Raw genomic sequence first — 22,945 nt, forward strand, 5'->3', positions numbered from 1 at the left:
GGCTTCCTACCGTTGCTCGCGTGGTGGAGTTCAAGGCCAATCAGCCCAGCGCGAGGGCTATGTAGAGGCGATCAGGTGTCGTAGGAGCCGTCCCCGGGCTCGTAGAACCCGATTTGGTGCGGGTAGTAATCCACATGGCCATCGCCGTCTTCGGATTTTTCCGTCTCGTCGATGAGACCGAAGATGCAGCCGTGGGCGTCCACGCGGAAAAGACGAATGGCGATGTCCCCGTACTCGACGTCCTGCAAGCGTGCCAGCATCCGTTGCACCGCCCGATCTGCCTCGGTGCCGTCCGCGAATGGACTGATCTCCGAGCTGAGGTGCCGGCCGTCGTGGTCGAACAGATGAAGGATCGCGAACCATGGTCCCGGCATCGGCTCGCCATGCTCATCACGCCAAGGCCACTCCCCTACCTCTTCGTAGGCCGCGACCAGCCAGCCCCTGCATGCCCCTCCGAAGAACAAGCCTCCAGCGTGGGTACCGATGGTGTCAGTGTGGTAGTCGGGCTCGTAAGAGATGGGGATCAACTCAGGTACCGGCATGGCAGCGACAGTAACCCCAGCCGATGACATATCCCGGCCAGACCAGCGCCCGACTCACCACGGCGACCGAGCACCGTCCCCCCTCACCCCGCCTGCGCGTAGCGGCTGTTCGGGTATGGCAGCCCCAGGTGCTCGCGCAGGGTCGTGGCATCGTAGGCGGCGCGGAACGCGCGGCGCCGTCGTAGCTCCGGTACCAGGCCGCGGGTGATCGCGGCCAGGTCGTGAGGCAGCGTACCCGGCCTCAGCCGGAAGCCGTCGAGCCCGGCGGCGCGCCAGTCGAGCAGCAGATCGGCGAGGTCATGGGGCGTCCCTGTGAAGATCTCGGCGTCGGAGGAGAGCACGGCGCCGTCCAGAGCGTCCAGGTGGGCCTTGCGGCGCTCCGCGGCACCCGGCTCCTCGTCCAGGAAGACGAGGAGTTCCGCGAATCTCCGCAGCGGCCGCTGCCGTAGGTCACGGCCCACTGCCGCCACCGCCGCGTCGACTTGGGCGAGGATCGCCGCGGCGCCCGCCCGATCATGCGGCGTGACGAACACGACGTCGCAACTTCGCGTCGCGAACTCGTACGGTGCGGAGGCGTGCGCGAGGCTCGCCACCAGCGGCTGGCCCTGCGGCGGACGCGGCGTGATCGAGGGGCCCCGCACGCTGAAGTACGCGCCCTCGAAGTCGATGTGGTGCACCTTGTCACGGTCGATGAAACGGCCCGTGGCCGCGTCCCGTATCTCCGCGTCCTCCTCCCAGCTGTCCCACAGCCGTCGCGCCACCTCCACGACGTCGGCGGCCTCGTCGAACAGCGGCCGCAGCCGCGCCGCGATCCGCTCCGGGTCGCGTACGTCGTCATCGGTGAGCCGCGGTGTGGTGCGGCGGCCGAAGTGGGCGGCGTCGGCGGCACGCGCGGAGATCTGCGGGCGCCAGCCGGCCCGGCCCCTGCTTGCGTAGTCGAGCGTGGCGATGCCGATCGCCAGGTGGAACGGCTCGGTGTGCGTGACGTTCGTGGTGGGGACCAGGCCGATGTGCGTGGTGAGCGGGGCCAGGCGGGCCGCGAGCAGGACCGCGTCCAGGCTGCCTCTGACCTGGTCGGTGCGGTCGTCGGGCCGGTGGAAGGCGGCAGACTGCAGGCCGAGGGCGTCTTCGAAGGTGACGAAGTCGAGCAGGCCGCGCTCCGCCTCGGCGACCAGGTCCGCCCAGTAATCCGCCGTGAACAGGTCGCCGGGCCGGGCGTCCTCGGCCCGCCAGGCCGCCGGGTGCCAGCCCGCGCCGTCGAGGGCGACGGCCAGGTGCAACGGGGCGTCGGTCACGATGCCTCCTTCTGGTCCCGTCCGGGTCGCGCTGCGCGCGAGGGCGCGGGAAGGCTCAGGCGGTCCCGGAGTGTGGTGCCGGTGTAATCCGTACGGAACACGCGCTTTTCCTGCAGCAGCGGCACCACCCGGTCCACCAGGTCGTCCAGGCCGCCCGGGGTCAGATGGGGCACGAAGAAGAAGCCGTCGGCGCCGTCCGTCTGCACGAAATGACCACCGGGGTCGCGGGCAGCAGGACGTGACTTCGAGTTACGGACCTAGGCCGCGGACCGCTCGGCGGGGAAGCCGTGGGCGCGCGCGAAGAGGATGACACCGAGCACCGGCAGTAGGAGCAGCAGGACGCTCCAGGGGAAGGAGTCGCTGCCGAGCAGGTCCAGCAGAACGCCGCCGATGACGCCGCCACCCGCCATGGCGACATTCCACAGCGTGACGAGCATCGCCTGGGCCGCGTCGGCGGAGTCACCACCCGCGTAGCCGACGGCGGTCTGCAGCAGGGTGGGCACTCCGCCCCAGCCCAGACCCCATAGAAGGGCAGCGAGGTAGACGAGGGCGGTGTGGCCGGCGAGGACGGCCAGCAGCGTGGCGGCCACAGCGACCAACAGGACACTGGCGATGGTGAGAGTGCGCAGCCGGTGGTGGATCTGGGCGCCGACGATCCAGATGCTCACCAGTGAGGCGATGCCGAAGACCAGGAGCACCAGGTCCGTGTTGCCGCCCATGCCCAGGTCGTCAAGGAACGTGGCGATGTAGGCGTACAGGATGGTGTGGGCCAAGACGAAGACGAGCGTGACGAACAGGACCGGGGTCACGCCCGGGACGCGCAGAGCCCGCAACATCTTCGGCCGCTCGCCGCGCTGCTGCCCCGGGAAGTCAGGCACGGTCGCGACAATCCACAACAGCAGCAGCAGCGTGAGCGCCGTCATCGCGAGGAAGGCCAGGCGCCAGTCGGTCACCTTGCCGAGGAAGGTCCCGGCGGGCACGCCGAGCGACAGCGCGACCGGGATGCCCGCCATGGCGATGGCGATCGCCCTGCCCTGAAGGTGAACGGGCGCCATTCGGCGCGCGTATCCGGCGAGCAGCGCCCAGGCCAGACCCGCCGCGACACCCGCGACGAAACGCGCCGCCATCGTCAGCCCGTAAAGGGACGACACGGCCGTGACGGTGTTCGCCAGGGCGAAAGCCGCCATGGCGGTCAGCAGCAGCGGCTTGCGCCGCCAGCCCGCGGTGGCCGCGGTCAGCGGGATCGCAGTCAGGGCGGTGCCGATCGCGTAGATCGTCACCGTCTGTCCGGTCGCGGACTCGCTCACGTGGAGGTCGTTGCTCATTGCGGGGAGCAGGCCCGCGGGGAGCGTCTCGGTGAGGCTGGTGATGAAGACTGCGGTGGCGAGGGCGAGCAGGGCGAGGAGCGGAAGCCTCTGCTGCCCCTCATCCCCGCTCTGCTTGCTTGACGCGGGGCCGGTACCCGCGGCGGAACCGGCCGCGGTCTCAGGTGCGGTACTCATCTGGCGTCTCCGAATCCTTCTCTGGGACGTGGTGTCTTCGGTCGCCCGGCTGTCCGCGGTGCGGGGTTCGACGGCGGTTTCGCGGCGAGCGCGTGCACGGAGACGGGCGAGGGGGCTGGGGCGGTGAGCACCACCGCGCCGCCGTCTTCAGGCGCAGCAGCAGCGGCCGCGCGATGAGCACGGAGTCGGCGAAGAGGAGATCCACCTCGCCGTCAGGGCCTGGGTGGGCATCGAGAGCGGCGGGGGCGACGACCCGGGCGGCACAGCCCAGTTCGCCGCTCAGGCGGAGGCGTTCCTGGGGTGTGCGGGCGGTGACCAGGGCCTGCGCACCGCCTTCCACGAGGCGCTTGGCGATGGCCAGGCTGATAGCGGTGACCTCACCTGCGACCACGCCCCTTCTGCCGGCGTACTTGGTCATGCCTGCCGTCCCTTTCGCCGCGCTTGCCTGCCGGTCGCGACGCCGCCCGGCGGTAACGAGTGTGCGCGAGAGCGCTTCAGGATTCCTTCGGAACGGCTGCCGGTCGGCTCAGGCCGGCCGGGACCGGATCCACCTGGACTTATGCACGGACATATACAGTGGCCCGCATGCGGTTTGGGGTGCTCGGGCCACTGGCGGTGTGGGCCGAGGACGGGCAGGAGGTCAAGGTCCCCGAGGCCAAGGTCCGGGCGCTGCTCGCGGATCTGCTCGCCCACGACGGGGGACCGGTCTCGGCGGACCGCCTCATCGACGACCTGTGGGGCGACCGCCCGCCCGGCCGGCCCGCGGGAGCCCTGCAGACCAGGGTCTCCCAGTTGCGCCGGATCCTCGGCCGAGACCGGGTGGTGCGGCAGCCCCCGGGTTACCGGCTGAGGCTCGACGGCGACGAAGTGGACGCCACCCGGTTCCGCTCCCTCGTGGCGGAGGCCCGCCGCGTACGGGATCCCCGCGCGCGGGCCGCGCTGCTCACCGAAGCCCTCGAACTGTGGCGGGGGCCGGCGTACGCGGACTTCGCGGACGAGGAGTTCGTACGGGCGGCCGCGCAGCGCCTCGCGGAGCAGCGGCTGTCCGTGATGGAGGAGCAGGCCGAGGCCCGCCTCGAGGCGGGGGACCACCTTCTCCTCGCCCCGGAACTCGCCGACCTCGTGGCCCGGCACCCGCTGCGCGAGCGCCTGCGCGCCCTGCACATGCGGGCCCTGTACGTGGCCGGCCGCCAGAGCGAGGCCCTCGCGTCATACGAGGACCTGCGGTCCCGCTTGGCAGAGGAGTTGGGCGTCGCCCCAGGCCCCGACCTGGCCGCGCTGCACCAGGCGGTGCTCCGGCAGGACTCCGCGCTGACGCCCCGGCCGGCGGCACCCGGCAGCGCGGAAGACGCCCACCTTTTCCCGCCGGCACGGCGTTCCCAAGCGGCGACGGCAGGCCTGCCCGTCGCGGGCACGCATTCGAACCTGCCGGCACCCCTCACCCCCCTCATCGGCCGGAGCCAGGCCCTCGCCGATGTGTCCCGCCTCCTGCGCGGCCCTACGGCTACACGGCTGGTGACGCTCACAGGTCCGGGCGGCGTCGGCAAGACCCGCCTGGCCGTGGCGGCGGCCGCCGCGGTGGGCGCGGACGCGGGCGCCGCCGACCTCGCCGACGGCATCTGGCTCGTCGAGTTCGCCGGCCTGCGCGCCAGCGCCGCCGCCGACCTCGCCCAGGTCGTCGCCGGGACGCTCGGCATCCGAGACGACACCCACTCCCCCCTGCCAGGCACCGGCGCCCAGACATCCTCACCAGCCCACCACCTCGCCGCCGCCCTGCGGGACCGCCGCACCCTGCTCGTCCTGGACAACTGCGAACACGTCGTCGACGCCGCGGCCGAACTCGCCGAGCTCCTCCTGAGCGCCGCCCCGGGCCTGTGTGTCCTGGTCACCAGCCAGGAGCCGCTCGGCCTGGCGGGCGAGGCCGTGTTCCTGGTCGAACCCCTCCGGGACGCCGACGCCGTACGGCTGTTCATGGAGCGCGCCGCCGCGTCCGCCCCCGGCTTCCCGTCAGATCTGGAGGCGCCCGACCCGGCCGATCGTGCCGCCGTCGCCGAGATCTGCCGCCGCCTCGACGGCATCCCGCTCGCCCTTGAGCTCGCCGCCACCCGAGTGCGGGCCCTCGGCGTACAGGATCTGGCGGCCCGTCTCGGGGACCGCTTCCAGGTTCTCACCTCCGGCCAGCGGGGCGCGCCGGCTCGGCAGCAGACCCTGCGGGCGATGATCGACTGGAGCTGGGAGCTGCTCAGCGAGCCCGAGCGGATCGTGCTGCGCCGCCTCGCCATGTTCAGTGACAGCTGTGACCTCGAGGCCGCCACAGCGGTGTGCGCGGGCGACGGCGTCGCCCGGGAAGAGGTGCTCGACCTCGTGACGCGGCTCGTCGACCGGTCCCTCGTGGTCGTGGTGAACGGGCCCAACGGGAACCGCTACCGGCTCCTCGAGTCCGTCGCCGCGTACGCGACGGAACGGCTGCACGAGATGGAGGACCTCACCGCCGTACGCGACCGCCATCTACACCACTACCTCGCGCTCGCCGAACGCGCGGAGGCCCGGCTGCGCGGCGCCGAGCAGCGGTCCTGGCTCTCCCGGCTGGACGCCGAAGCCGGCAACGTCCGCGCGGCCCTCGACGCGGCGGTGCGCCGCGCCGCCGCGGGCGAGGCCACCGAGGCCGCGCGGCTCGCCACCGCACTGTCCTGGTGGTGGCTGCTGCGCGGCCGCCTCACCGAGGCCCGCCGCAGCTTGGAGGCGGTGCTCACCGCGGTCTCAACGTCGACGGCCGCCACCGCGACCCCCGAAGTCACGCTCCTCCACTCCGCGTTCGCGCTGCTGACCGGCGACCACGCCGCGGCCACCGCCCTTGCCTCCGACACTGCCTCCGACACTGCCGCCGACACTGCCGCCGGCACCGTCCCCGACCCCGCGCGCCGTGCCCGTGCCCTGTGGTTGTGCGCGTACGGCCTGTTCAGCGCCGGCGCGGGCGCCGACGCCGACGAGCTGAACGCCCGTGCCCTCGCCCTCTTCACCAACGCGGGCGATCAGTGGGGCACGGCCGCCGCGCTCGCCCTCCGGGCGAGACTCGCACTGGATCGCGGCGACCTCGCGGGGCTCGGCCGAGACGGGCTGCGCAGCGCCTCGCTCTTCCGTGAGCTTGGCGATGGCTGGGGCGAGTTGCAGACGGTGTCCCCGCTCGCCGCGCTCGCCGAGATCAAGGGCGAGTACGAGGAGGCGGCGCACTGCCAGCACGAAGGGCTCCGGATCGCACGGGAACTGGGCCTGGAGGCGGAGGTCTCGGCGCGGCTCTCCGGGCTCGGCCGCCTCGCGCTGCTCGCCGGCGACTGGGACCGGGCCCGCGATCTGCACGAGCAGGCCCGCCGCATCGCCTCGGAACAGGGCTACACATACGGCGAGATCCACTCGGAGATGGGTCTTGCCCTCGGCGCACGCCGCTCCGGCGACCTCGACGCCGCCGAGGCGTACCTGCTGCACATCCGCGACGGCTACGCGGACGTGTCGTCCCAGGCGGGTGACCATCTGCTCCTCGCCGAGCTCGGCTTCATCGCCGAACTCCGCGGCGACGCGGCCCAGGCCGCCGCCCACCACCTGCGCGGCCTGGACATCGCCCGCTCCCTCGGTGAGCCGCGCGCCCTCGCCCTGTCGCTGGAGGGCCTCGCGGGCGCATTGGCCCTGCACGGGGACGAGCACGCCGCAGCGTCCGCGGCCGTGCTGCTCGGCGCAGCGGACACGGCCCGCCGCAGCGTTGGCGCCCCACTGCCGCCCGCCGAGCGCGGCGACGTCGACCGCATCACGGCGGCGGCCCGGGCCGCCCTGGACGGGCTCGTCTTCAAGGAGAGGTTCGAGCACGGCACACGGCTGACCCCCGAGGAGGCGGTACTGCCTGCCGGTGCCGGCCGGCCAGACGGCTCCTCGGCATGGTGACGCGCTTCTGCCAGGTCCGGTGCGTCGTTCGCGGGCTGTTTCAGGTCGTCGCCGTCGCGCGGGTCAGGCGGGTTCGTCCGCCGACGTGACCGGCGGGAGGGGCAGCGGGCGGTCGAGAAGGAACGTCACGAGCAGATCGCGGTAGAGGTCAGGACGGCCGTTGGCGATCGAATGCCCCGCGCCGCGTACGTAGACGAGGGTCGACTCGGGAAGCGTGCGCCGGTACTCGTGGGTGACCGCCCATTTAAGGTAGTCGCACTCGCCACGCACGATGAGCGTGGGCACATGCACGGTCCGCAGCTTCGGACGCGGGTCGGGGACGGTGGCGGCGTCGGCGGACGTCATCTGATTGGTGTAGAAGCCGGGCGGGTTGTCGTGGACGGGGGCGGGCGGGCTTCCGGGGCATCCGGTGGCGTCCTTGGCCGTGATCAACAGTTCGCGGAAGTACGCGTCGGCCTCGGCGTCGGGCACGAGTGCGTGCGCGGCGGCCGGGTTGACCTGGAGCAGGAGCGCTTGGAGGAGGAACCGGGGATTGGAAGTCAGCTCGTCGGCGCGTTCCGCCTGGGCCGGGGGGAGACGGTCCCAGGGACTGCCCGGTCCACCGGGGAAGGCCGGTTCCCAGATCGCGCCCGGTGAGGTGAGCACGCTTTTGGCGACGTGGCTGGGATAGGCGGCCATGTACGCCGCCGACAGGGTCCCGCCCCATGACCTGCCCACGAGGATGACCTTCTCGGCGTGTATCGCTTGGCGGATCGCCTCCAGATCGGCGACGTGCCGGGCGACGGTGTAGCCGCTCACGTCGGCCAGCCGGGTGGAGCGGCCGGCGCCGACCTGGTCATAGGCGTAAACGTCGAAACCGGCCGCGGCCAGCTCCCGCCCGGCCTCCGGGACGCCCTCTCCGGGGGTCCCGGGGCCGCCGTGGAGGAAGATCACGGGTGTCGGGCGCGGCTTACCGGACGCGGCGATCTTCACGTAGTCGATGCGGGATCCCGTGGCCAGGTTCCAGTGGGAGACGCCGGGCGGGGCCGCGGCCGTCGGCGGCACGGGGAAGGGGCGCATCGCCATGAGGGCCACGGGCCCGGCCGTCACGAGCACGACGCCGGCGACGTACGGCCACAGCGCCCGCGGGCTGCCGAACCGCCTTGCCGCGGCCCGCCCGAACACCCAGGCGGTTCCCGCCGCCGCAACGAGGCCGGCCGCGGAGAACACCATCACGACCGGGACTGCGGCGGCCGTCCCGACGAAGGCCGCCATCCCGGCCACGGCCGCCGCGATCACCCCGGCGAGCGCCAACGCGCCGCCGGACAACAGCTTGGATCTCATGCGAGCCACGCTAGGAAGCCGAACCCGCGTCGACCTCCTCCCGCGGAACCGTCGTCACCCCCGCCGTGCGGCGGGGGTCAGCGCCTGCCCGGGAGGATCAGGCCGGTCTCGTAGGCCGTGATGGTCGCCTGGAGGCGGTCGCGGACGCCGAGCTTGGCGAGGATCACCGCGACGTGGTCCTTGACGGTCGAGGGGCTGATCCGGAGAACCTCGCCGATCTCGGCGTTGGTGAGACCGCGGGCGACGTGCGTCAGCACCTCGGTCTCGCGCCGGGTGAGCGTGCCGAGGACGGCGGCGTCACGAGGTTCCGGCTCGGACGCGAACCGGTCGATGAGACGCCGGGTGACCCCCGGATCGAGGAGGGCGTCTCCCGAGGCCACAACCCGGACCGCGTCGGCGACTCTCTCCGGTTCGGCGTCCTTGAGCAGGAATCCGCCGGCACCGGCCCTCAGCGCCGAGAACACGTACTCATCGAGGCCGAATGTCGTCAGCACCACCACCCGCGTACCGGGCGCTTCCGCTCCGATCCGGGCGGTCGCCCGCAACCCGTCCAGGCCCGGCATCCGGATGTCCATGAGGGCCACGTCGGGCCGCAGCGACACAGCCAGCGCCACGGCGGCCTCTCCGTCCGCGGCCTGGCCCACGACGCTCAGGTCGGGTTCGGCGTCCAGGACCGCCGCGATGCCCGCCCGCACCACCGCCTGGTCGTCGGCGACCGTCACCCTGATCAAGGGAGCACCTCCGGAAGCCACACCCTCACCATCCCGTCCCCGGCGTCCGAGACGCTACCTCCGGCCGAGTCGGCCAGCGCCCGGACCCGCCGGTCCTCGCTCGTGGCGGAAGGCCCCGAGACCGCGACGCCGTCGGCGCGGCAGGCCACGGTGATCTCCCGTTCATCCCGTGTGCTGCCACGCAGCATCGCCTCGGCCACTCTGAACGCGGCGACCTCCACGCTGGGGGACGCTTCGCGGCGGGCTCCGGCGTACCGGACGGTGCCCTGGTGCCGCACGGCGAGCAGGGCGATTCCGGCGATGGTCGGGGGCGGGTCGTCGCCGCTCTGGCGGCGCAGTTCGCCGAGCGACTCCCTGAGCGCGGCCAGCCCCGCCCTGGCCTCGGCCAGCACGGTGTCCAGCCGCCCCGCGTCCGCCGCGACCACGATGGCCCTGGCATGTCGCAGGGCCGAACGGCGCAGGCCCGCCGCCAGCCGGTTCCGCTCCGCCAGCACGACCGTCGCCGTCTCGCGGCCGAGCAGATCCCGCTCCCACGCCATGGCCGCATGGCGCCGCGCACGCCTCGACCCCACCGCCAGGCCGAGCCCCCACGCCACCGCCGACGGGACCGAGACGCCCAGGGCCAGCACCGCCCACGCGGCTGCCCGGTCTCCCACGATCCCCGGCCCGCACGCCAGAGCAAGCCCGCCTATCGCCCCCACGGCCGCCGTGGCGAGAGCCCCCCACCGTCGGCGTGCGCGAGGGCCGTACGCGCCCAGCGCGTAGAGCAGCGCCAGCTCGACCCACAGGCACCACAGGAACACGTCCCCTGCGGGCTGCTTCGTCCAGCCGAGGAGTCCGGCGCCGAGCAGGACCGGATAGACCGACAACGCCGCCGCCAGGCTGAAAAGCGGCGCCCGCCTGCGCAGGCCGAGCGGCAGGGCGTGCGCGAGGAAGAGCGGCACCAGCAGGGTGGCCTCTCCGGGGAGACTCTCCGGCGTGTCGGTCGTCAACAGGCTCGTACCGATGGACAGCGCCAGCGCGAGGACCGCAAGCGCGGCGTCCGACGCCTGCCGGCCACGCCACTCGTACGACGTCGATGCCGGGCCCTCGTCAGGGGTGAGCGGGAATTCGGCGCGCACGGCCCATCCCCGGTGATCCGGGCCCGCGGACAGGAACCCCCCGCAGGCGGCCACCGCCGTCCTGAGCCCGGCGAGCCCGTATCCGCCGCCCATTCCACCGGCCACGTCCGCGTTGTCCACGACCGGCTCGCCAGGATCGTTGACGACTGTGACGACCAGGCGGCCGGGTTCACGGTCGACGCCTACCCGTACGGCGCCTCCCGGCGCGTACCGCAGGGCGTTGGTCAGCGCCTCGCGAACCACCCGGTACGCGACGGCGGCGATCTCAGACGGGGCGCTCCCGGCTGTTCTGACGTAGGTGAGACGCGGCTCTGGCCACGTTGCGGCCAGCGCGTCCACGTCGGCGAGATCGGCCGAGCCGCTACCGGTGCCGCCGGTGGTCAGCCGCTCCAGTTCCCGGGTGGCCAGGCGGCCGGTCTCAGCGGCATACCGGGCCGCCTCCGCCACGAGGGCCGGGTCGGCGAGACGCAAGGCGGAGGCGGCACCGACCGCGATGCCGGTGAGTCTGTGGGCGGCGGTGTCGTGCAGTTCGGCGGCGATCCGGTGCCGCTCGGCCTCGGCGGCCACGCCCGGCACATCGGGCGCGGCCGCGCGGAAAACGGCCACGGCCCGGCGTGTCGCCCGGCCGCGCCGCCGCGCCCTGCCCAGGGCCCAGGTGACCGCGGCGAGCCCGGCGGCCAACAGGGTCACGCCGGTGACGGACCTGGGCGACTCCCCGAGGGCGCTCGCCGTCCCTGCGGTCAGCACCAACACGACCACGACGCCCCCGGCGGCCACCCCTGCCGTCTGCCGCAGGGCCAGGCCGTACAGCGCCACGGTCACGATGAGCGGCACGACCCACCACAGCCAGCCCGACAGCACGCCGAGCAAGCCTAGTGATTCCGTACGTGACAGCACAGTGCGAGGTGTTCGGGCAGCGCGGCTCGCCAGGGCATGCCTCGCCGGCCCCGTGCCGGGTGGTGCACGGCATGAGCCGCCCCTGGGGGCAGGTCTCCGCGTCGCGGCGGGGTGGCAGGGCTTAGCGGGGAGTGCCCTCAGTGTCAAGCTCGAGTTGGCCTTGACCTCCCCTCCGAGTGGACGGGTGCTTCCTTAATTCGTACGACTGCCAAAGTCATCTCCGGTGGGGAGTTTCTGCACAGCGAGCCTTCCTAGCGTGGCCGTTATGAATTACGCACTGCTCAGACGCGGCGTGGCCTCTGCCGTGACGGTCGGCCTTCTGCTCACCGGGCCCGCCGTACAGGCCGTGTCGAAGCCCGTCACTGTGGCCCTGCCCCAGCCGACAGGTCCACGCGAGATCGGCACTGTCGCGCTGCACCTGCGTGACGGCTCCAGGGGGGACCCGTGGATCAAGGCACATGACCGGCGTGAGCTGATGATCAGCCTGTGGTACCCCACGCGTCGTCCGGACGGCCACCCCGCCGCACCTTGGCTGCCGCCTCGCGCCGCCGAGGCCTTCTATCGCAACAACAGCCTCTCGCCTGCGGCTGTCAGCCTGCCTTCGACCCATGGCCGCGAAGGGGCCCGTGTGGCGGGCCGAGGGCTGCCCGTCGTACTGTTCTCGCCCGGCAACGGCGCCGACCGTTCCATGAACACCACCACGGTCGAAGAACTGGCCAGCTGGGGCTACATGGTGGTCACGATCGATCATCCGGGCGATGCCGGCGAGGTGGAGTTCCCCAACGGCACGGTCACCGGCCGTGTCCTGAAGCCGGTTCCGGTGAGCCGGCTGGACGAGAAGGCCGAAGAGATCAAGGTGCGGGTGGCTGACACGCGCTTCGTGCTGGACCGGCTCAAGGAGCTGAACAAGGGGCGGAACCCTGATGTTGAAGGCCGGAAGCTGCCGGAGGGGTTGCGTGGCGCGTTCGACCTGAGCAGGGTCGGCATGTTCGGCCATTCCGCGGGAGGCGCGACGGCCGCTGCGACGATGCTGGAGGATCGGCGGGTCAAGGCGGTCCTGAACCTGGACGGACCCGCCCTCGGCAAGGTGGCCGCCAAAGGACTGGCAAAGCCGTACATGCTCATGGAGGCCGAGATCTTCGACAAGCCCATCCGCGGGCAGAAGGCATTCTGGTCCCGGCTGAAGGACTGGCGGCTGCACGTGAAGACCAAGGGGGCCAAGCACAATTCCTATACCGACCTGCCGCTGCTGTACGAGCAGGCGGCCCCGGTGATCGGCCTGTCGAAGGAGCAGCTGCGAGCGATGAACGGGACACTGCCGGCGGCGCGTTCCGTCGCCGTCACCCGCGCCTACACCATGGCCTTCTTCGATCTCCATCTACGGCACAAAGGCGACCTGCTCGACAGACCTTCCTCGCGGTTTCCCGAGGTGCAGGTGATCGCCCGTTAGGGCGCTGTCGAAGGTGGAGGACTGAGCGGAGATCCGCGGTCGCATCGGGCTGAGGGACCGGCGATCCGAGCGATCGCCCGCAGGCTCGGGATCGCTAGAGACACGGTGCGCGAAGCACTGGCCTCGCATGAAGCGCCCCGATATGTGCGAGCCGGGAAAGGATCGATCGTCGACGTGGTCGAGCCGGAGATCCGGATACTGCCGGCGGAGTTCCCGGACATGCCGACCTCGGTCATCACGGAACGGGTCGGCTGGACCCCGGGCAAGACGGTGTTCTTCGAGCGGGTGCAGCAACTGCGGGTGCTGTATCGGCCGGTCGATCCGGCCTCCCGCATCGAGTGCCAGGCCGGTAAAAAGCGCGTCTGGAACCGTCCCTGTCAACGTCGCTCGAATGGGAGCGCCGCCGTCAGTCCCGATGGAAGTTGCCGAACGCGACCGAACCGCCGCTTGCTCATGCCGCCCTCCCGGTTCTCGTGGTGATGGCTGCACCAGGCCAGCGGCGATGAATTCGCTCAGCACGGATTCAGGGATGCGCACCTTCATTCCGAGGCGGACGAAGGCGATCCGGCGTTCCTCGAATCGTTTCTGACACATCGCTTTCTTTGTGAACCAAAAGCTCCCAGTGGCCTGCAAGCCTCCTACAAGTTCGATTGATCATGATGAGGCCCGTAACCACAACGGGAGGACATGTCATGCGCGCTCGCGTAGGTTTGACGGCCGGAGCGCTGGCGGGACTCTGTCTCGGAGCGACGGGGATGGCCGTGGCGTCAACGCAGGACACGGCCACAGGAGTGATCACTGCTTGTGTGCGGGAAGACGGGACCGTCAGAATCCCCCAGACGGCTCTGCCGGAGTCGACAGCGCCGCAGTCGATAGCCACGACAAGGCCCACAGCGATTCCCACCAGCGAAGGCGTCTGCGGGGCCCTTGAGCGGGAGATCACCTGGAACCAGTCCGGGCCAGTTGGCCCCCCGGGCCCGCAGGGTGAAACCGGAGCCCAGGGACCACAGGGGGATCGCGGGGCTCCCGGCCTGTCGGAGGTGCAGACGGTGATGGGGCCGACGATATCCATCGCCCCTGGCCGCGAGGAGGTCGCCCTCGCGAGGTGCCCGTCAGGAAAGATCACCATCGGGGGCCGGTACATGCTGCTTGAGGAGAAAATAGACGTCTACAGCGATGCCGCGGTCCAGATCCCGGATCTGGGTAACGACGATTGGAACGAATACTGGAAGGTTCGTGTCAGAAACGTGAGCAATAAGGTGGTTCGGGTCCGGGCCTGGGCAAATTGCGCGAAGGTCGGCCAGTAGCCGAGCCGGCAACGACTGGCCCTCACCGGCCGGCGTGAGATGTGCGGTGGTAAGTACGCCATCGTCTTCACCCAGCACAAAGGCGCGACCTTCATGAAAACCGCCCAGATCGACGAGGGGCCGATCTACCAGGCCGACCGCACCGACCGGCCCTGACGAGATCAGGTACCCCCCATCGAGGGTGGAGGGGGTTCGTTGACGCGCTCCCCGGCCTGAAGGCCGGGGATTCAGCCCGTGCCGCATCATGCGGCACCTCTGATGCTTCCTGCTTCCTCGCGCTGTGCCAGGCCGGGGCCTGGTCTTACCCGCGCTCCACAGGCGTTGAGCCTGTCCGCCCGTCCAGCGGCCAGGATGTTCTTCGCCGCGTTGACGTCCCGGTCGTGGACCGCCCCGCAGGGGCAGGTCCACGACCGGGACGTTCAGCGGCATGGACTGCTGGACGGTCCCGCACTGTGAGCACCGCTTGGAGGAGGGAAACCACCGGTCGATCCGGTGGAAGAACCGCCCGTACAGCACGGCCTTGTATTCCAGCATGCCGGCGAAGGCCGACCAGCCCGCGTCATGCACGCTCTTGGCCAACCGGGTGCGCGCCAGCCCCGCCACGGCCAGGTCTTCCACGATCACCGTTTGGTTCTCACGGATGATCTGTGTGGACAGCTGGTGGTGGAACTGTCGGCGCGCGTCAGTGACCTTCGCGTGCCGGCGGGCCACCGCCAGGCGGGCCTTGGCCCGGTTGTTCGACCCCTTGGCCTTGCGCGACAGCGCCCGCTGGAGCCGCTTGAGCTTCTTCCCGGCCCGGCGCAGGAAACGCGGCGAGTCGATCTTCCGACCGTCCGACAGGACGGCGAAGGCCGACAGCCCCAGGTCGATCCCCGTCTCGGACTCGACCGGCGGCAGGGGCCGCTCGGCGACCTCGACCACGAACGAGGCGAAGTACCGCCCGGCCCCGTCCTTGATCACCGTCACCGACGACGGTTCGGCGGGCAGGCACCTGGACCAGCGAACCGGCACATCGCCGATCTTCGGCAGGCGCAGCCTCCCGCCCGTGGTGATGCAGAACCGGGCGTTGCGGGTAAAGCGGATCGCCTGCCGAGTGTCCTTGCGGGACCGGAACCGGGGCGGGGCGACCTTCGGCCCCCTCCGCTTCCCCCGATCGAGGCGAAGAAGTTCCGGTAGGCGGTGTTCAGGTCCGCCAGCGCCTGCTGCAACACCACAGCCGACACCTCGCCCAGCCACGAGCGTTCCGAGGTCTTCTTCGCCTGCGTGATGACCCGCGTGGACAACTCCCCGTCGCAGATGTACGGCAACCCGGCGGCGTGGGCTTCCCGCCGCAGGCGCAGCCCGTCGTTGAACACCACCCGCGCGCACCCGAACGCCCGGGCCAGCGCGACCTGCTGGGCGGGGGCCGGGGAGAGGCGGAAGTTGTACCGAAGCCGCACACCAAGGTTTTACCATCCGTTGCTGGGCGCGTACGGGGAGTCAGGGCGTGCAGGGACGGCGTTTGCGGACCGAGTTCCCCGAACTGGCCCGCCACTACTACCGGGCGAACACGCTGTGGTCGGGCTCCCACTTCGCCGGGAGCGTGGGCGGCGCACCGATCAGCGTCCTGCGCCAGTACACCGAGCACCACAACCGTCCCGTCTGATCCGCCAAGACGCCGATCCGCCTGACGGCGAATCGGCTTTCCCTGCCCCGCTACGCGGGACAGTCCGCTTCACCCCCGGCCTGAAGGCCGGAGCACTGCGGACGAATCCGGTAGCGCCCCGGCCGAGCGCCTTTTCGAGCTTGTCGAGCGCTGTCGCCTGGTGCTCGGGCAGCACGTGAGCGTAGGTGTTCATGGTCAGCACGATCGTGCTGTGGCCGAGGATCTCCGTGATGATCCGGGTGTCCACGCCTTGAGCGAGCAGGATCGTGGCGCAGGTGTGCCGGAGGTCGTGCAGCCGTACGCGCCGGATGCCCGCCGCGTCGCGCACGGCCCGGAAGTGCCGGTGGAGGTTCTCCGGCTCTTTGGCGGTCCCGATGTCAGTACCGTGATCGCCGGGGACGCCGCAGTGGAACAGCGACCGGGAAGAGGAGGTTGAGTCTCCAGCAGGGGGAGACGCGAAAGTAAGGAGTGTGGACGGCGACACGCTTTACTCGATCGGCGATCTGGCTCGCCGGACCGGGCTGACAGTGAAGACCATACGGTTCTACTCCGACTCGGGAATCGTGCCGCCGACTGACCGCAGCCCGGCCGGCTACCGGCTCTACGGCATCGATGCCCTCGCGCGTCTGGACCTCGTGCGGACGCTGCGCGACCTGGGACTCGACCTTGCCGCCGTCCGGCAGGTCCTGGACCGGGAGATCTCGCTGCCCGAGGTCTCCGCAGCACATGCCGAAGCACTGGAGGTGCAGATCCGTACCCTGCGACTGCGGCGTGCGGTGCTGCGAGCGGTAGCCAAGCGTGGCTCCACCCCTGAGGAGATGGGCCTGATGCACAAGCTCGCCAAGCTTTCCGATGACGAACGCCGACGTCATATCAGCAACTTCATCGACGACACCTTCGGTGGTCTCGACGCCAACCCCGACCTGGTGGCCATGATGCGCTCGGCTATGCCCGACCTGCCCGACGACCCCACGCCGGAGCAGGTCGAGGCCTGGGTCGAACTCGCCGAGCTCTCCCAGGACCCGGACTTCCGCGCCTCCGTGCGCCGGATGGCCGAGTACCAGGCGGCCGAACGCGCTCAAGGCGACACCACGGGCCTGCACCACGACCTCACCGAGGACGTCCGCGACCGGGTCGGCCAGGCACTGGCAGCCGGTGTCGCCCCGACCTCGCCCCAGGCCGCCCTTGTGATCACAGCGCTCACGGCCCGCTACGCGCACGTCTTTGGCCGCCCCGACGACGCCAACCTGCAGCGTTGGCTGCTGAGGCGCTTGGAGACCGCCAACGATCCCCGCGTGGAGCGGTACTGGCAGCTGCTGGCCGTGATCAACGGCTGGCCGGTCCCCGAGAGCCTGGCCCCAGTGTTCGATTGGTTCGTCCAGGCTCTGCGTGCCCACATGGAGCGTTAGCGCGAGGCCGAACAGGACGCGGCATGGCCCGGCCATCCAGGTCATGCCGCGTGGGCTCCGGCGCGCCCGATCAGGAGTCCGCGCTCGAAGCAGGCCCGCGCGGACCCTCTTCCTTGGCTATAGCTGTAGCGGGTGCGGCCGAGGAAGGCGTCGAATCCGGCAAGACGGATTCAGCGGAGGATACTCGGCGGGCGCGCGACCCTGAGCTGTTTCTGGTTGCCGAAGCGTACAGTGACGTGGTCGCTGTGGTGATGGGAACCTATGACGGGCGGCGGGGCTGGATCCTGCGGCTAGCCGTTCACCCCGCGCACCGCCGTCAGGGCATAGCCGGTTGGCTCGTGCACGAACTTGAAAACCGCTTCAGGTCTCTCGGCTGTCCACGAGTGAACCTGCTCGTCATGCCCGACAACTTGGCGGGGCTACGGTTCTGGCAGGCTCTCGGCTATCTGCCCTTGCCCGACGTCCTGTGCTCCAAGCCATTGCAGCAAGCCACGACGTAGCCGCGCCCCACTGAACCTATTCTTCCCTTCACCCCTTACGGTCGCACCTTTTCAAAGATCCACCACATCCAGGTCTCCTTCCATTGTGACCACCACGAGCAACGATCGGTCTTCAGCGAGGAAGTAGTGATGTTCTGGTATCTCAAGCAATTCAGCCACAATCGAACGCGCGTTATCGCCGGTGAAGCGTACGCCGTAAGGTGAAAGCCCATCGCCGGCATGTTCAACCATCCAACCGGGACGAATGCGTCGACATATCTCCCTGGACGCCAGGAACGTTAGCTGACCGCTATCATGGGTCTCCCAGTGCATATGCCTTCCCCTGGCGTCTCGACGCCAGTCAATTTTGGTCCCGCTCCACGGGAAGTGCATGTCAAGCCAGTCGCAGATCGCCGACATATCACTACGGTCCAGGCCCAAAAGCGGAGGCGCGGAATACACCTCGTCGCGCCAGTTATTATCTATGATGACCCTTGACCTTCCGTCAGCCTTGATAAAGATCGACGCGGTTCCCGCTCGGATCTGTCACGCATGAGGAACGCGGCTTCCACGGCTGATCCGCTGGTGGGTGGACCTCGACGGCCCCGGCGTCTACGGCACGGCGGTGCGCGGCGTCCACGTCATCGACGAGCAGACCGAATCGGGACACTCCGGCTGGACCATCGTGCTTGCCATGCTCGTTGAGCTCGTGTGCGACAGTCAGTAGAAAGAAGTCCTCACTCGGCCAGGCGCCGAACTGGAACGATGAGATTTCCTCGTTGAACACCGCGTCGAACGCCGCCCGATAGAACGAGATCGACTCGGCGAGGTCCGTGACGGTGATGGTCACCTGGACGATGCGGGGGGTCTTCAGATCGGGCATGGCCACTCCATGTTCGATGTAGTGATCCACAACGTGGACCATGCGGGAAAGAACCTGAGCACGATCCATCAGCCGCTCTCGGTGTGAACGCAGCACGGTGCGCAGTGCCTCACCGTCTGGGTCGTCCATCACGACGCGAACGGTGTCGATTGGCACATCGACGCGCCGCAGCGCGCATATCAGCCTGGCGTGCCGGACCTGCTCAGGGCGGTAGCGACGATAACCAGTGACCGGATCGACAACCGCCGGCCGCAGCACGCCGAGTTCGTCGTAGTGCCGTAAGGCATGAATCGACAGGCCGCTGACCAGGGCGAAAACACCGATGCTCAAGAGATCGTCGCTGCTCACCCAGACAGCATCCAGTCTCGGGCTACCCGAGAGTCAAGCGGGCATCGGCGGCTCGGACCACCCCGCCGCAGCAGCGCCACGCCGTACCGACCGAACCCGCCGGCCGCGCACTCCCCGTAGCTGGCGGGGCTGATCGCTGGTGCTGTGACCGGAAGCGTTCACCGGGGTGCACAGCTTTCGCGTGGGGGCGAACCTCAGCTTTTGACGGCCTCTGCGATCTGCAGTGCGACCTGCGCGGGTGTCAGGTGCGTGGTGTCGACGACCTCGGCCTCGCCGTGTAGCCACGTGCGGGCCGCCTCGGCGTAGGGCTCAAGGTATCTGAGACGGAAGGGGGAGGGGCCGAGAAGAGTGTCCCCCTCGATGCGCCTGCGAAGGGTGTCTTGGTCGGCGTGGAGGACGAAGTGCCGTACGGGGATGGCATGGTGGGTGAGGCCCGTGCTGATTTCGCGCCAGTACTGCTCGACCAGAACAGTCATGGGCATCACCAGAGTGCCACCGGTGTAGTCGAGCACGAGGCGGGCGGTCTCGACTACGAGTGGCCGCCACGGCGGCCAGTGCTGGAAGTTGTCGGTCGCCGGCAGTCCCGGTGTGATGTCCATGAGTGTCTCGCCTACCTTCTCGGCGTCGAACACCCGTGAATTCGGGATCAGTTGCCGCACAAGTGGAGCGGTCGTCGTCTTGCCTGCACCGTGGGTGCCGTTAAGCCATACGATCACGGAGCCCGATGCTAGTGCTGTGTAGACCGTGGAAACGGACGCCGAGAAACATTTCCCTGCCCATCCCCGATGGTGAACGTCTCTGCTCACTTCATCAGGTCCGCCGGGTCACGGAGGAGGCCCCGCAATTCCGCGTCCATGTGGCGCCGCTCAGTGCGAGCCGTTCCGAGAGCCAGGCAGCGCGTTTCGCTGTTGGGCACAGCGACAGCCGGCGCGGCTTGTCGGGGAAGCTCCTCAGCCAGTTGCCCAACGTCATCGTCGTCGAGCTTCGCCGGCGTGTCGCAACACGGCGAACCTAGATGGACACCCCACTCTGGTTGTCCCTTCTCCTTCCCGGGCGGGTTCGCGATGCCGAGACCTGACCCGCCGGTTGCTCAACCGCCTGATCGCGGCTTCGGGCCGAAGGGCACGTTCGCGAAGAACACGCCGTTACGGTGGGGCGCACGCACAAGAAGACCTTTTACGGGGGGTGTGGTGACTGCGGCCCACGGGCAGACGGTGGTGACGTTCAGGACCGTGGGGGCGCCCGTGCTCCGGATGGTGGATCTGGCCGAGGAGGAGTTCGGCCCGGGCGAACTCGATCCGTTCATCGCCGGGCTGGAGGTCGCCGGGCATCTGCTGAGTGAGGAGCAGGAGGCGCAGGCGGTGGTCCGGGCCCCCGATACGGGCCGGGTCTTCGCACTGGAGATGTACCGGCCCGACCTTTTCGCCCTGGACGCGTTGGCGCCGTCGGTCGAGGCGCTGCGTCAGATGGTGGCGGGCGTGGCCGAGCTTGACGGGCTGTACGGGCGGTTCTCCGACCTGGCGGGGCACACGGGCATCGAGCCGGTGAAGGAAGCGCTCCAGCGGTTGGTGGCCGTCTTCCGTGAGGAGGAATGGGGGCCGGACGGCTGGGGTCCTGCCGGCGGGCCCGAGCAGTGGCCGTACGAGCTGCCGACCTTGTGGCGCATCATGGCCGTCATCAAGCCGATGGCGCTGATCGCGTCCCCCGGGCGGGGGCTGCGGCTCGATCTGCCCGCGCAGGTGCTGGAGAACGTCTTCCTCGGGCAGGGACTTGCCCGTGGCCGACCTGTTCGGGCAGCCACCCGGTGGGCACTTCCGCGACGCGCGAACGGCGCCGCCACCGGCTCACCTGCTCGTGGTACATGACGCGGCGGACGTAGCCCTCGACGGCCGCGGTGTCGCGCAGGCCGCTCCACTTCGCGGCGGTCTTCGCCAACGCCGACTGCACCAGGTCTTCGGCGGCGTGCCGGTCACCGGTCAGCAGGTACGCGGTGCGGAACAGCGCTCCTGATCGATCGAGGACGAACTCCCGGAAGTCCGCCTCAAAGCCTGGATCCACCTGTCCTCCTCGCGATATCAGCAAGCAAGGACGCGGACAGGGCGTCGATCTATGCCAACATGGCCGAGCTCGTCCCGGGTCCCGCGCCGGTGCCCCCACTCCCGCCGGGCCGGCGTCCATCCGGAACCAGCGGTGAATCCGGCCGCCACGTCACACTTCGCTCCCCGCCGGTCCTCTTAGGAGGCGTGACCGTTCCCGTACGCGCACAGCGAGCGGGACGGCGTGACCACGGCGACAAGGAGCACTCGGCATGACCGTTCTCGTCACCGGAGCCACCGGCACCGTCGGCCGGCAGGTCGTCCGCCATCTTCTCGAGCGCGGCCGGAAGGTGCGGGCGCTGACCCGCGACCCCGGCAGCGCCGTCCTGCCGGACGGCGTCGAGGTGGTGGCGGGCGACCTCACCGACGCCGCCGGCCTTGAGGCGGCCTTCGACGGCGTCACCGCCGTCCATTTGATCAATTTCGGCGACGGCTACCGGCCTCTCGCCAACGGACGCGACATCGTCGCTCTCGCGGAACGGGCCGGGGCCGGCAAGGCCACCGTCCTCGGCGGCTGGCAGGAGGGCACGCTGGAGCCGGCCGTCAGGGCGAGCGGACTGGAGTGGACCTTCCTGCGGCCGCTGCAGTTCATGGCCAACTTCCTGAACGACTGGGGCGAGCCGCTGCGGGCCACCGGACGGGTGCGTGAGCCGTACGGCGATCGCCAGAGCCCGCCGATCGACGAGTACGACATCGGCGCCGTCGCTGCGGCCGTGCTGACGCAGGACGGTCACGGCGGCAGGTCCTACCACCTCACCGGCCCCGAGATCCTGACCGCACGGCGGATGGTCGCGATCATCGCAGAGGCGACCGGCCGCGACCTGCGGTTCGAGGAGCTCACCCCTGACCAGGCGCGCCGCGAGTGGAGCGTGCCGGGCCGGCGTCCGCCGCTGTCCCTCTTCCGCGCGTTCGCCGAGGTCGAGGGAGCCGACGAGGCGGACCTGGTGGAGAGCCTGCTGCGGATGTACGGCACGCCCAGCGAACTCGCCACCACGCTGACCGACCACGTGGAACAGGTCGTCGGCCGTCCGCCGCGCACGTTCGCCCAATGGGCCGCCGAGCACGCCCGTCACTTCCTGCCCACCGACCCGCGCTGACCGGACGAAGGCGAAAACCATGATCCTCATCACCGGGGCGACCGGCGCCGTCGGGCGTCTCGTCGTCCAGCGACTCGCCGCCGAAGGCGCCCGCGTACGCGCCGTCAGCCGCTCTCCGCGCGACGCGGCCCTGCCGTACGGCGTGGAGGTCGTCCGGGGCGACCCGGTCCGGCCCGGCACGATGGCCGAGCACTTCGCCGGCGTCGAGGCGGTCTTCCTGCACCCGCGCACCTTCGGCGACTCCGCCGACCGGCTCCTCGCCCTGGCCGCCGAGCGGGGCGTGCGCAAAGTGGTGGCCCTGTCGGCGATGAACATCGGCGACCCGTTCGACCTGCAGCCGTCCCGTTGGCGGGGAGACCGGAACAAAGAGGCCGAGGAAGCGGCCGTCGCGGGCGGGCTGACCTGGACCAGCCTGCGTGCCAGTGCCTTCGCCGGCAACACCCTGCAGGCGTGGGGCGGTCAGATCCGCGCCGGAGACGTCGTGCGCTACGTGCACGCGGGCTTCCGGGAGTCCGTGCTCGACGAGCGGGATCTGGCCGAGGTCGCGGCCCGCGCACTGCTCACCGACGAGTTGGCGGGCCGCCGGCTGGAGCTCACCGGGCCGGAGTCGCTGTCACACGAGGAGATGGTGGCGGTGATCGCCGCCGCGCTCGGCAGGCCCCTGCGCTTCGAGGAGGTCCCATCGCGAGCCGTCGCCGCGCACCTCATCGGCATGGGGCTGCCCGAACCGTTCGTACGTGCCCTGATGGCCCGGTACGACCACTACGCCGGCCGCGAGCAGCATCCTCCGACGGGTGAGATGGACAAGGTCCTCGGCCGGCCCGCACGCACGTACGCCGACTGGGTGGCCGACCACATCGCCGCCTTCCGGAACGGATGAGCCCTCG

The 22,945-nt window shown here is 70.3% G+C and carries 22 protein-coding genes and 3 pseudogenes; 11 read left to right on the plus strand and 14 right to left on the minus strand.

Annotation, left to right across the window (positions count from 1 at the left end; all coding sequences use genetic code 11):
* Nucleotides 1–71: 71 nt before the first annotated feature.
* The 5 genes from ACQPZZ_RS37605 to ACQPZZ_RS37625 form a co-directional block, all read right to left on the minus strand.
* On the minus strand, nt 72–542 hold the full coding sequence (locus tag ACQPZZ_RS37605; protein WP_432926980.1) for a hypothetical protein: 471 nt from the start codon (nt 540–542) through the stop codon (nt 72–74).
* Between the two features lie 83 nt (nt 543–625).
* On the minus strand, nt 626–1,837 hold the full coding sequence (locus ACQPZZ_RS37610) for an LLM class flavin-dependent oxidoreductase (protein WP_432926982.1): 1,212 nt from the start codon (nt 1,835–1,837) through the stop codon (nt 626–628).
* Nucleotides 1,834–2,043, minus strand: coding sequence for a hypothetical protein (locus ACQPZZ_RS37615; RefSeq protein ID WP_432926984.1), 210 nt, complete (start codon nt 2,041–2,043; stop codon nt 1,834–1,836). Before ACQPZZ_RS37615 ends, ACQPZZ_RS37610 begins: the two co-directional genes overlap by 4 nt.
* A gap of 51 nt (nt 2,044–2,094) precedes the next feature.
* The gene (locus ACQPZZ_RS37620; protein WP_432926986.1) at nt 2,095–3,339 is read right to left on the minus strand and encodes an MFS transporter; all 1,245 of its coding nucleotides are present in this window, start codon (nt 3,337–3,339) and stop codon (nt 2,095–2,097) included.
* Complete coding sequence (locus tag ACQPZZ_RS37625) at nt 3,323–3,757, minus strand: hypothetical protein (protein WP_432926988.1); 435 nt, start codon at nt 3,755–3,757, stop codon at nt 3,323–3,325. The genes ACQPZZ_RS37620 and ACQPZZ_RS37625 overlap by 17 nt, the downstream gene beginning before the upstream one ends.
* Nucleotides 3,758–3,924: 167 nt before the next feature.
* On the opposite strand from ACQPZZ_RS37625, the gene ACQPZZ_RS37630 reads away from it, so the two are divergent.
* Nucleotides 3,925–7,272 (plus strand): AfsR/SARP family transcriptional regulator, encoded by a 3,348-nt coding sequence (locus tag ACQPZZ_RS37630; RefSeq protein WP_432926990.1) that lies wholly within the window; start codon nt 3,925–3,927, stop codon nt 7,270–7,272.
* Between the two features lie 63 nt (nt 7,273–7,335).
* On the opposite strand, the gene ACQPZZ_RS37635 is transcribed toward ACQPZZ_RS37630, so the two are convergent.
* The 3 genes from ACQPZZ_RS37635 to ACQPZZ_RS37645 all read right to left on the minus strand — a co-directional run bounded on the left by ACQPZZ_RS37635 (nt 7,336) and on the right by ACQPZZ_RS37645 (nt 11,308).
* A complete protein-coding gene (locus ACQPZZ_RS37635; RefSeq protein WP_432926992.1) occupies nt 7,336–8,595 on the minus strand; it encodes an alpha/beta fold hydrolase in 1,260 nt (419 codons plus the stop codon).
* A gap of 77 nt (nt 8,596–8,672) precedes the next feature.
* Nucleotides 8,673–9,326, minus strand: coding sequence for a response regulator (locus ACQPZZ_RS37640; RefSeq protein WP_204285962.1), 654 nt, complete (start codon nt 9,324–9,326; stop codon nt 8,673–8,675).
* The gene (locus ACQPZZ_RS37645) at nt 9,323–11,308 is read right to left on the minus strand and encodes a histidine kinase (protein WP_432926994.1); all 1,986 of its coding nucleotides are present in this window, start codon (nt 11,306–11,308) and stop codon (nt 9,323–9,325) included. The genes ACQPZZ_RS37640 and ACQPZZ_RS37645 overlap by 4 nt, the downstream gene beginning before the upstream one ends.
* Before the next feature lie 301 nt (nt 11,309–11,609).
* Here ACQPZZ_RS37645 and ACQPZZ_RS37650 point away from each other — a divergent pair, with 301 nt between their 5' ends.
* The 3 genes and pseudogenes from ACQPZZ_RS37650 to ACQPZZ_RS37660 all read left to right on the plus strand — a co-directional run bounded on the left by ACQPZZ_RS37650 (nt 11,610) and on the right by ACQPZZ_RS37660 (nt 14,101).
* A complete protein-coding gene (locus tag ACQPZZ_RS37650) occupies nt 11,610–12,794 on the plus strand; it encodes an alpha/beta hydrolase family protein (protein ID WP_432926996.1) in 1,185 nt (394 codons plus the stop codon).
* 21 nt (nt 12,795–12,815) lie between these two features.
* Nucleotides 12,816–13,050 (plus strand): annotated as a pseudogene (locus ACQPZZ_RS37655) (IS21 family transposase); the annotation flags it as partial.
* Nucleotides 13,051–13,834: 784 nt separating this feature from the next.
* Nucleotides 13,835–14,101, plus strand: a complete 267-nt coding sequence (locus ACQPZZ_RS37660) for a hypothetical protein (RefSeq protein WP_432926998.1) — start codon at nt 13,835–13,837, stop codon at nt 14,099–14,101.
* A 242-nt stretch (nt 14,102–14,343) separates the two neighbouring features.
* On the opposite strand, the pseudogene ACQPZZ_RS37665 reads toward ACQPZZ_RS37660, so the two are convergent.
* A pseudogene (locus ACQPZZ_RS37665) lies at nt 14,344–15,540 on the minus strand (RNA-guided endonuclease InsQ/TnpB family protein).
* Between the two features lie 47 nt (nt 15,541–15,587).
* On the opposite strand from ACQPZZ_RS37665, the gene ACQPZZ_RS37670 reads away from it, so the two are divergent.
* Nucleotides 15,588–15,746: a transposase gene (locus ACQPZZ_RS37670; RefSeq protein WP_432927000.1), complete on the plus strand. Its 159-nt coding sequence runs from the start codon at nt 15,588–15,590 to the stop codon at nt 15,744–15,746.
* Here ACQPZZ_RS37670 and ACQPZZ_RS37675 read toward each other — a convergent pair.
* Nucleotides 15,700–16,056, minus strand: a complete 357-nt coding sequence (locus tag ACQPZZ_RS37675) for a tyrosine-type recombinase/integrase (protein WP_432934675.1) — start codon at nt 16,054–16,056, stop codon at nt 15,700–15,702. The two genes, ACQPZZ_RS37670 and ACQPZZ_RS37675, sit on opposite strands and share 47 nt — an antisense overlap.
* On the opposite strand from ACQPZZ_RS37675, the gene ACQPZZ_RS37680 reads away from it, so the two are divergent.
* From ACQPZZ_RS37680 to ACQPZZ_RS37690, 3 genes are read left to right on the plus strand one after another with little or no spacing between them, the layout of a single operon-like run.
* The gene (locus ACQPZZ_RS37680; protein WP_432934709.1) at nt 15,958–16,182 is read left to right on the plus strand and encodes a hypothetical protein; all 225 of its coding nucleotides are present in this window, start codon (nt 15,958–15,960) and stop codon (nt 16,180–16,182) included. The genes ACQPZZ_RS37675 and ACQPZZ_RS37680 overlap by 99 nt on opposite strands.
* Before the next feature lie 34 nt (nt 16,183–16,216).
* Entirely contained in the window at nt 16,217–17,155 is a 939-nt protein-coding gene (locus ACQPZZ_RS37685) for a MerR family transcriptional regulator (RefSeq protein ID WP_432927002.1), read from the plus strand.
* Nucleotides 17,156–17,205: 50 nt separating this feature from the next.
* Nucleotides 17,206–17,655, plus strand: coding sequence for a GNAT family N-acetyltransferase (locus ACQPZZ_RS37690; RefSeq protein ID WP_432927004.1), 450 nt, complete (start codon nt 17,206–17,208; stop codon nt 17,653–17,655).
* Between the two features lie 51 nt (nt 17,656–17,706).
* Here ACQPZZ_RS37690 and ACQPZZ_RS37695 read toward each other — a convergent pair whose 3' ends face one another.
* The 3 genes from ACQPZZ_RS37695 to ACQPZZ_RS37705 form a co-directional block, all read right to left on the minus strand.
* A complete protein-coding gene (locus ACQPZZ_RS37695; RefSeq protein ID WP_432927006.1) occupies nt 17,707–17,967 on the minus strand; it encodes a hypothetical protein in 261 nt (86 codons plus the stop codon).
* A gap of 172 nt (nt 17,968–18,139) precedes the next feature.
* The gene (locus tag ACQPZZ_RS37700; RefSeq protein ID WP_432927008.1) at nt 18,140–18,865 is read right to left on the minus strand and encodes a VOC family protein; all 726 of its coding nucleotides are present in this window, start codon (nt 18,863–18,865) and stop codon (nt 18,140–18,142) included.
* A 194-nt stretch (nt 18,866–19,059) separates the two neighbouring features.
* Nucleotides 19,060–19,581, minus strand: a complete 522-nt coding sequence (locus ACQPZZ_RS37705) for an ATP-binding protein (RefSeq protein WP_432927010.1) — start codon at nt 19,579–19,581, stop codon at nt 19,060–19,062.
* A 474-nt stretch (nt 19,582–20,055) separates the two neighbouring features.
* Here ACQPZZ_RS37705 and ACQPZZ_RS37710 point away from each other — a divergent pair, with 474 nt between their 5' ends.
* Nucleotides 20,056–20,730, plus strand: coding sequence for a hypothetical protein (locus ACQPZZ_RS37710; RefSeq protein ID WP_432927012.1), 675 nt, complete (start codon nt 20,056–20,058; stop codon nt 20,728–20,730).
* A gap of 16 nt (nt 20,731–20,746) precedes the next feature.
* On the opposite strand, the pseudogene ACQPZZ_RS37715 reads toward ACQPZZ_RS37710, so the two are convergent.
* Nucleotides 20,747–21,043, minus strand: a pseudogene (locus ACQPZZ_RS37715) (hypothetical protein); the annotation flags it as partial.
* A gap of 130 nt (nt 21,044–21,173) precedes the next feature.
* Here ACQPZZ_RS37715 and ACQPZZ_RS37720 point away from each other — a divergent pair.
* On the plus strand, nt 21,174–22,058 hold the full coding sequence (locus ACQPZZ_RS37720; protein ID WP_432927014.1) for an NmrA family NAD(P)-binding protein: 885 nt from the start codon (nt 21,174–21,176) through the stop codon (nt 22,056–22,058).
* Between the two features lie 19 nt (nt 22,059–22,077).
* The gene (locus tag ACQPZZ_RS37725; protein WP_432927016.1) at nt 22,078–22,938 is read left to right on the plus strand and encodes an NAD(P)H-binding protein; all 861 of its coding nucleotides are present in this window, start codon (nt 22,078–22,080) and stop codon (nt 22,936–22,938) included.
* The last annotated feature ends 7 nt before the right edge of the window (nt 22,939–22,945 follow it).

This window comes from Microbispora sp. CA-135349 (assembly GCF_050947365.1).
In the GTDB taxonomy this organism is placed as follows: Bacteria; Actinomycetota; Actinomycetes; order Streptosporangiales; family Streptosporangiaceae; genus Microbispora.

Coding starts and splice junctions, on each gene's coding strand:
- ACQPZZ_RS37720 (WP_432927014.1), top strand. CDS start 21,174: ATGACCGTTCTCGTCACCGGAGCCACCGGCACCGTCGGCCGGCAGGTC.
- ACQPZZ_RS37650 (WP_432926996.1), top strand. CDS start 11,610: ATGAATTACGCACTGCTCAGACGCGGCGTGGCCTCTGCCGTGACGGTC.
- ACQPZZ_RS37635 (WP_432926992.1), bottom strand. CDS start 8,595: ATGAGATCCAAGCTGTTGTCCGGCGGCGCGTTGGCGCTCGCCGGGGTG.
- ACQPZZ_RS37620 (WP_432926986.1), bottom strand. CDS start 3,339: ATGAGTACCGCACCTGAGACCGCGGCCGGTTCCGCCGCGGGTACCGGC.
- ACQPZZ_RS37630 (WP_432926990.1), top strand. CDS start 3,925: ATGCGGTTTGGGGTGCTCGGGCCACTGGCGGTGTGGGCCGAGGACGGG.
- ACQPZZ_RS37605 (WP_432926980.1), bottom strand. CDS start 542: ATGCCGGTACCTGAGTTGATCCCCATCTCTTACGAGCCCGACTACCAC.
- ACQPZZ_RS37695 (WP_432927006.1), bottom strand. CDS start 17,967: ATGCACTGGGAGACCCATGATAGCGGTCAGCTAACGTTCCTGGCGTCC.
- ACQPZZ_RS37625 (WP_432926988.1), bottom strand. CDS start 3,757: ATGACCAAGTACGCCGGCAGAAGGGGCGTGGTCGCAGGTGAGGTCACC.
- ACQPZZ_RS37725 (WP_432927016.1), top strand. CDS start 22,078: ATGATCCTCATCACCGGGGCGACCGGCGCCGTCGGGCGTCTCGTCGTC.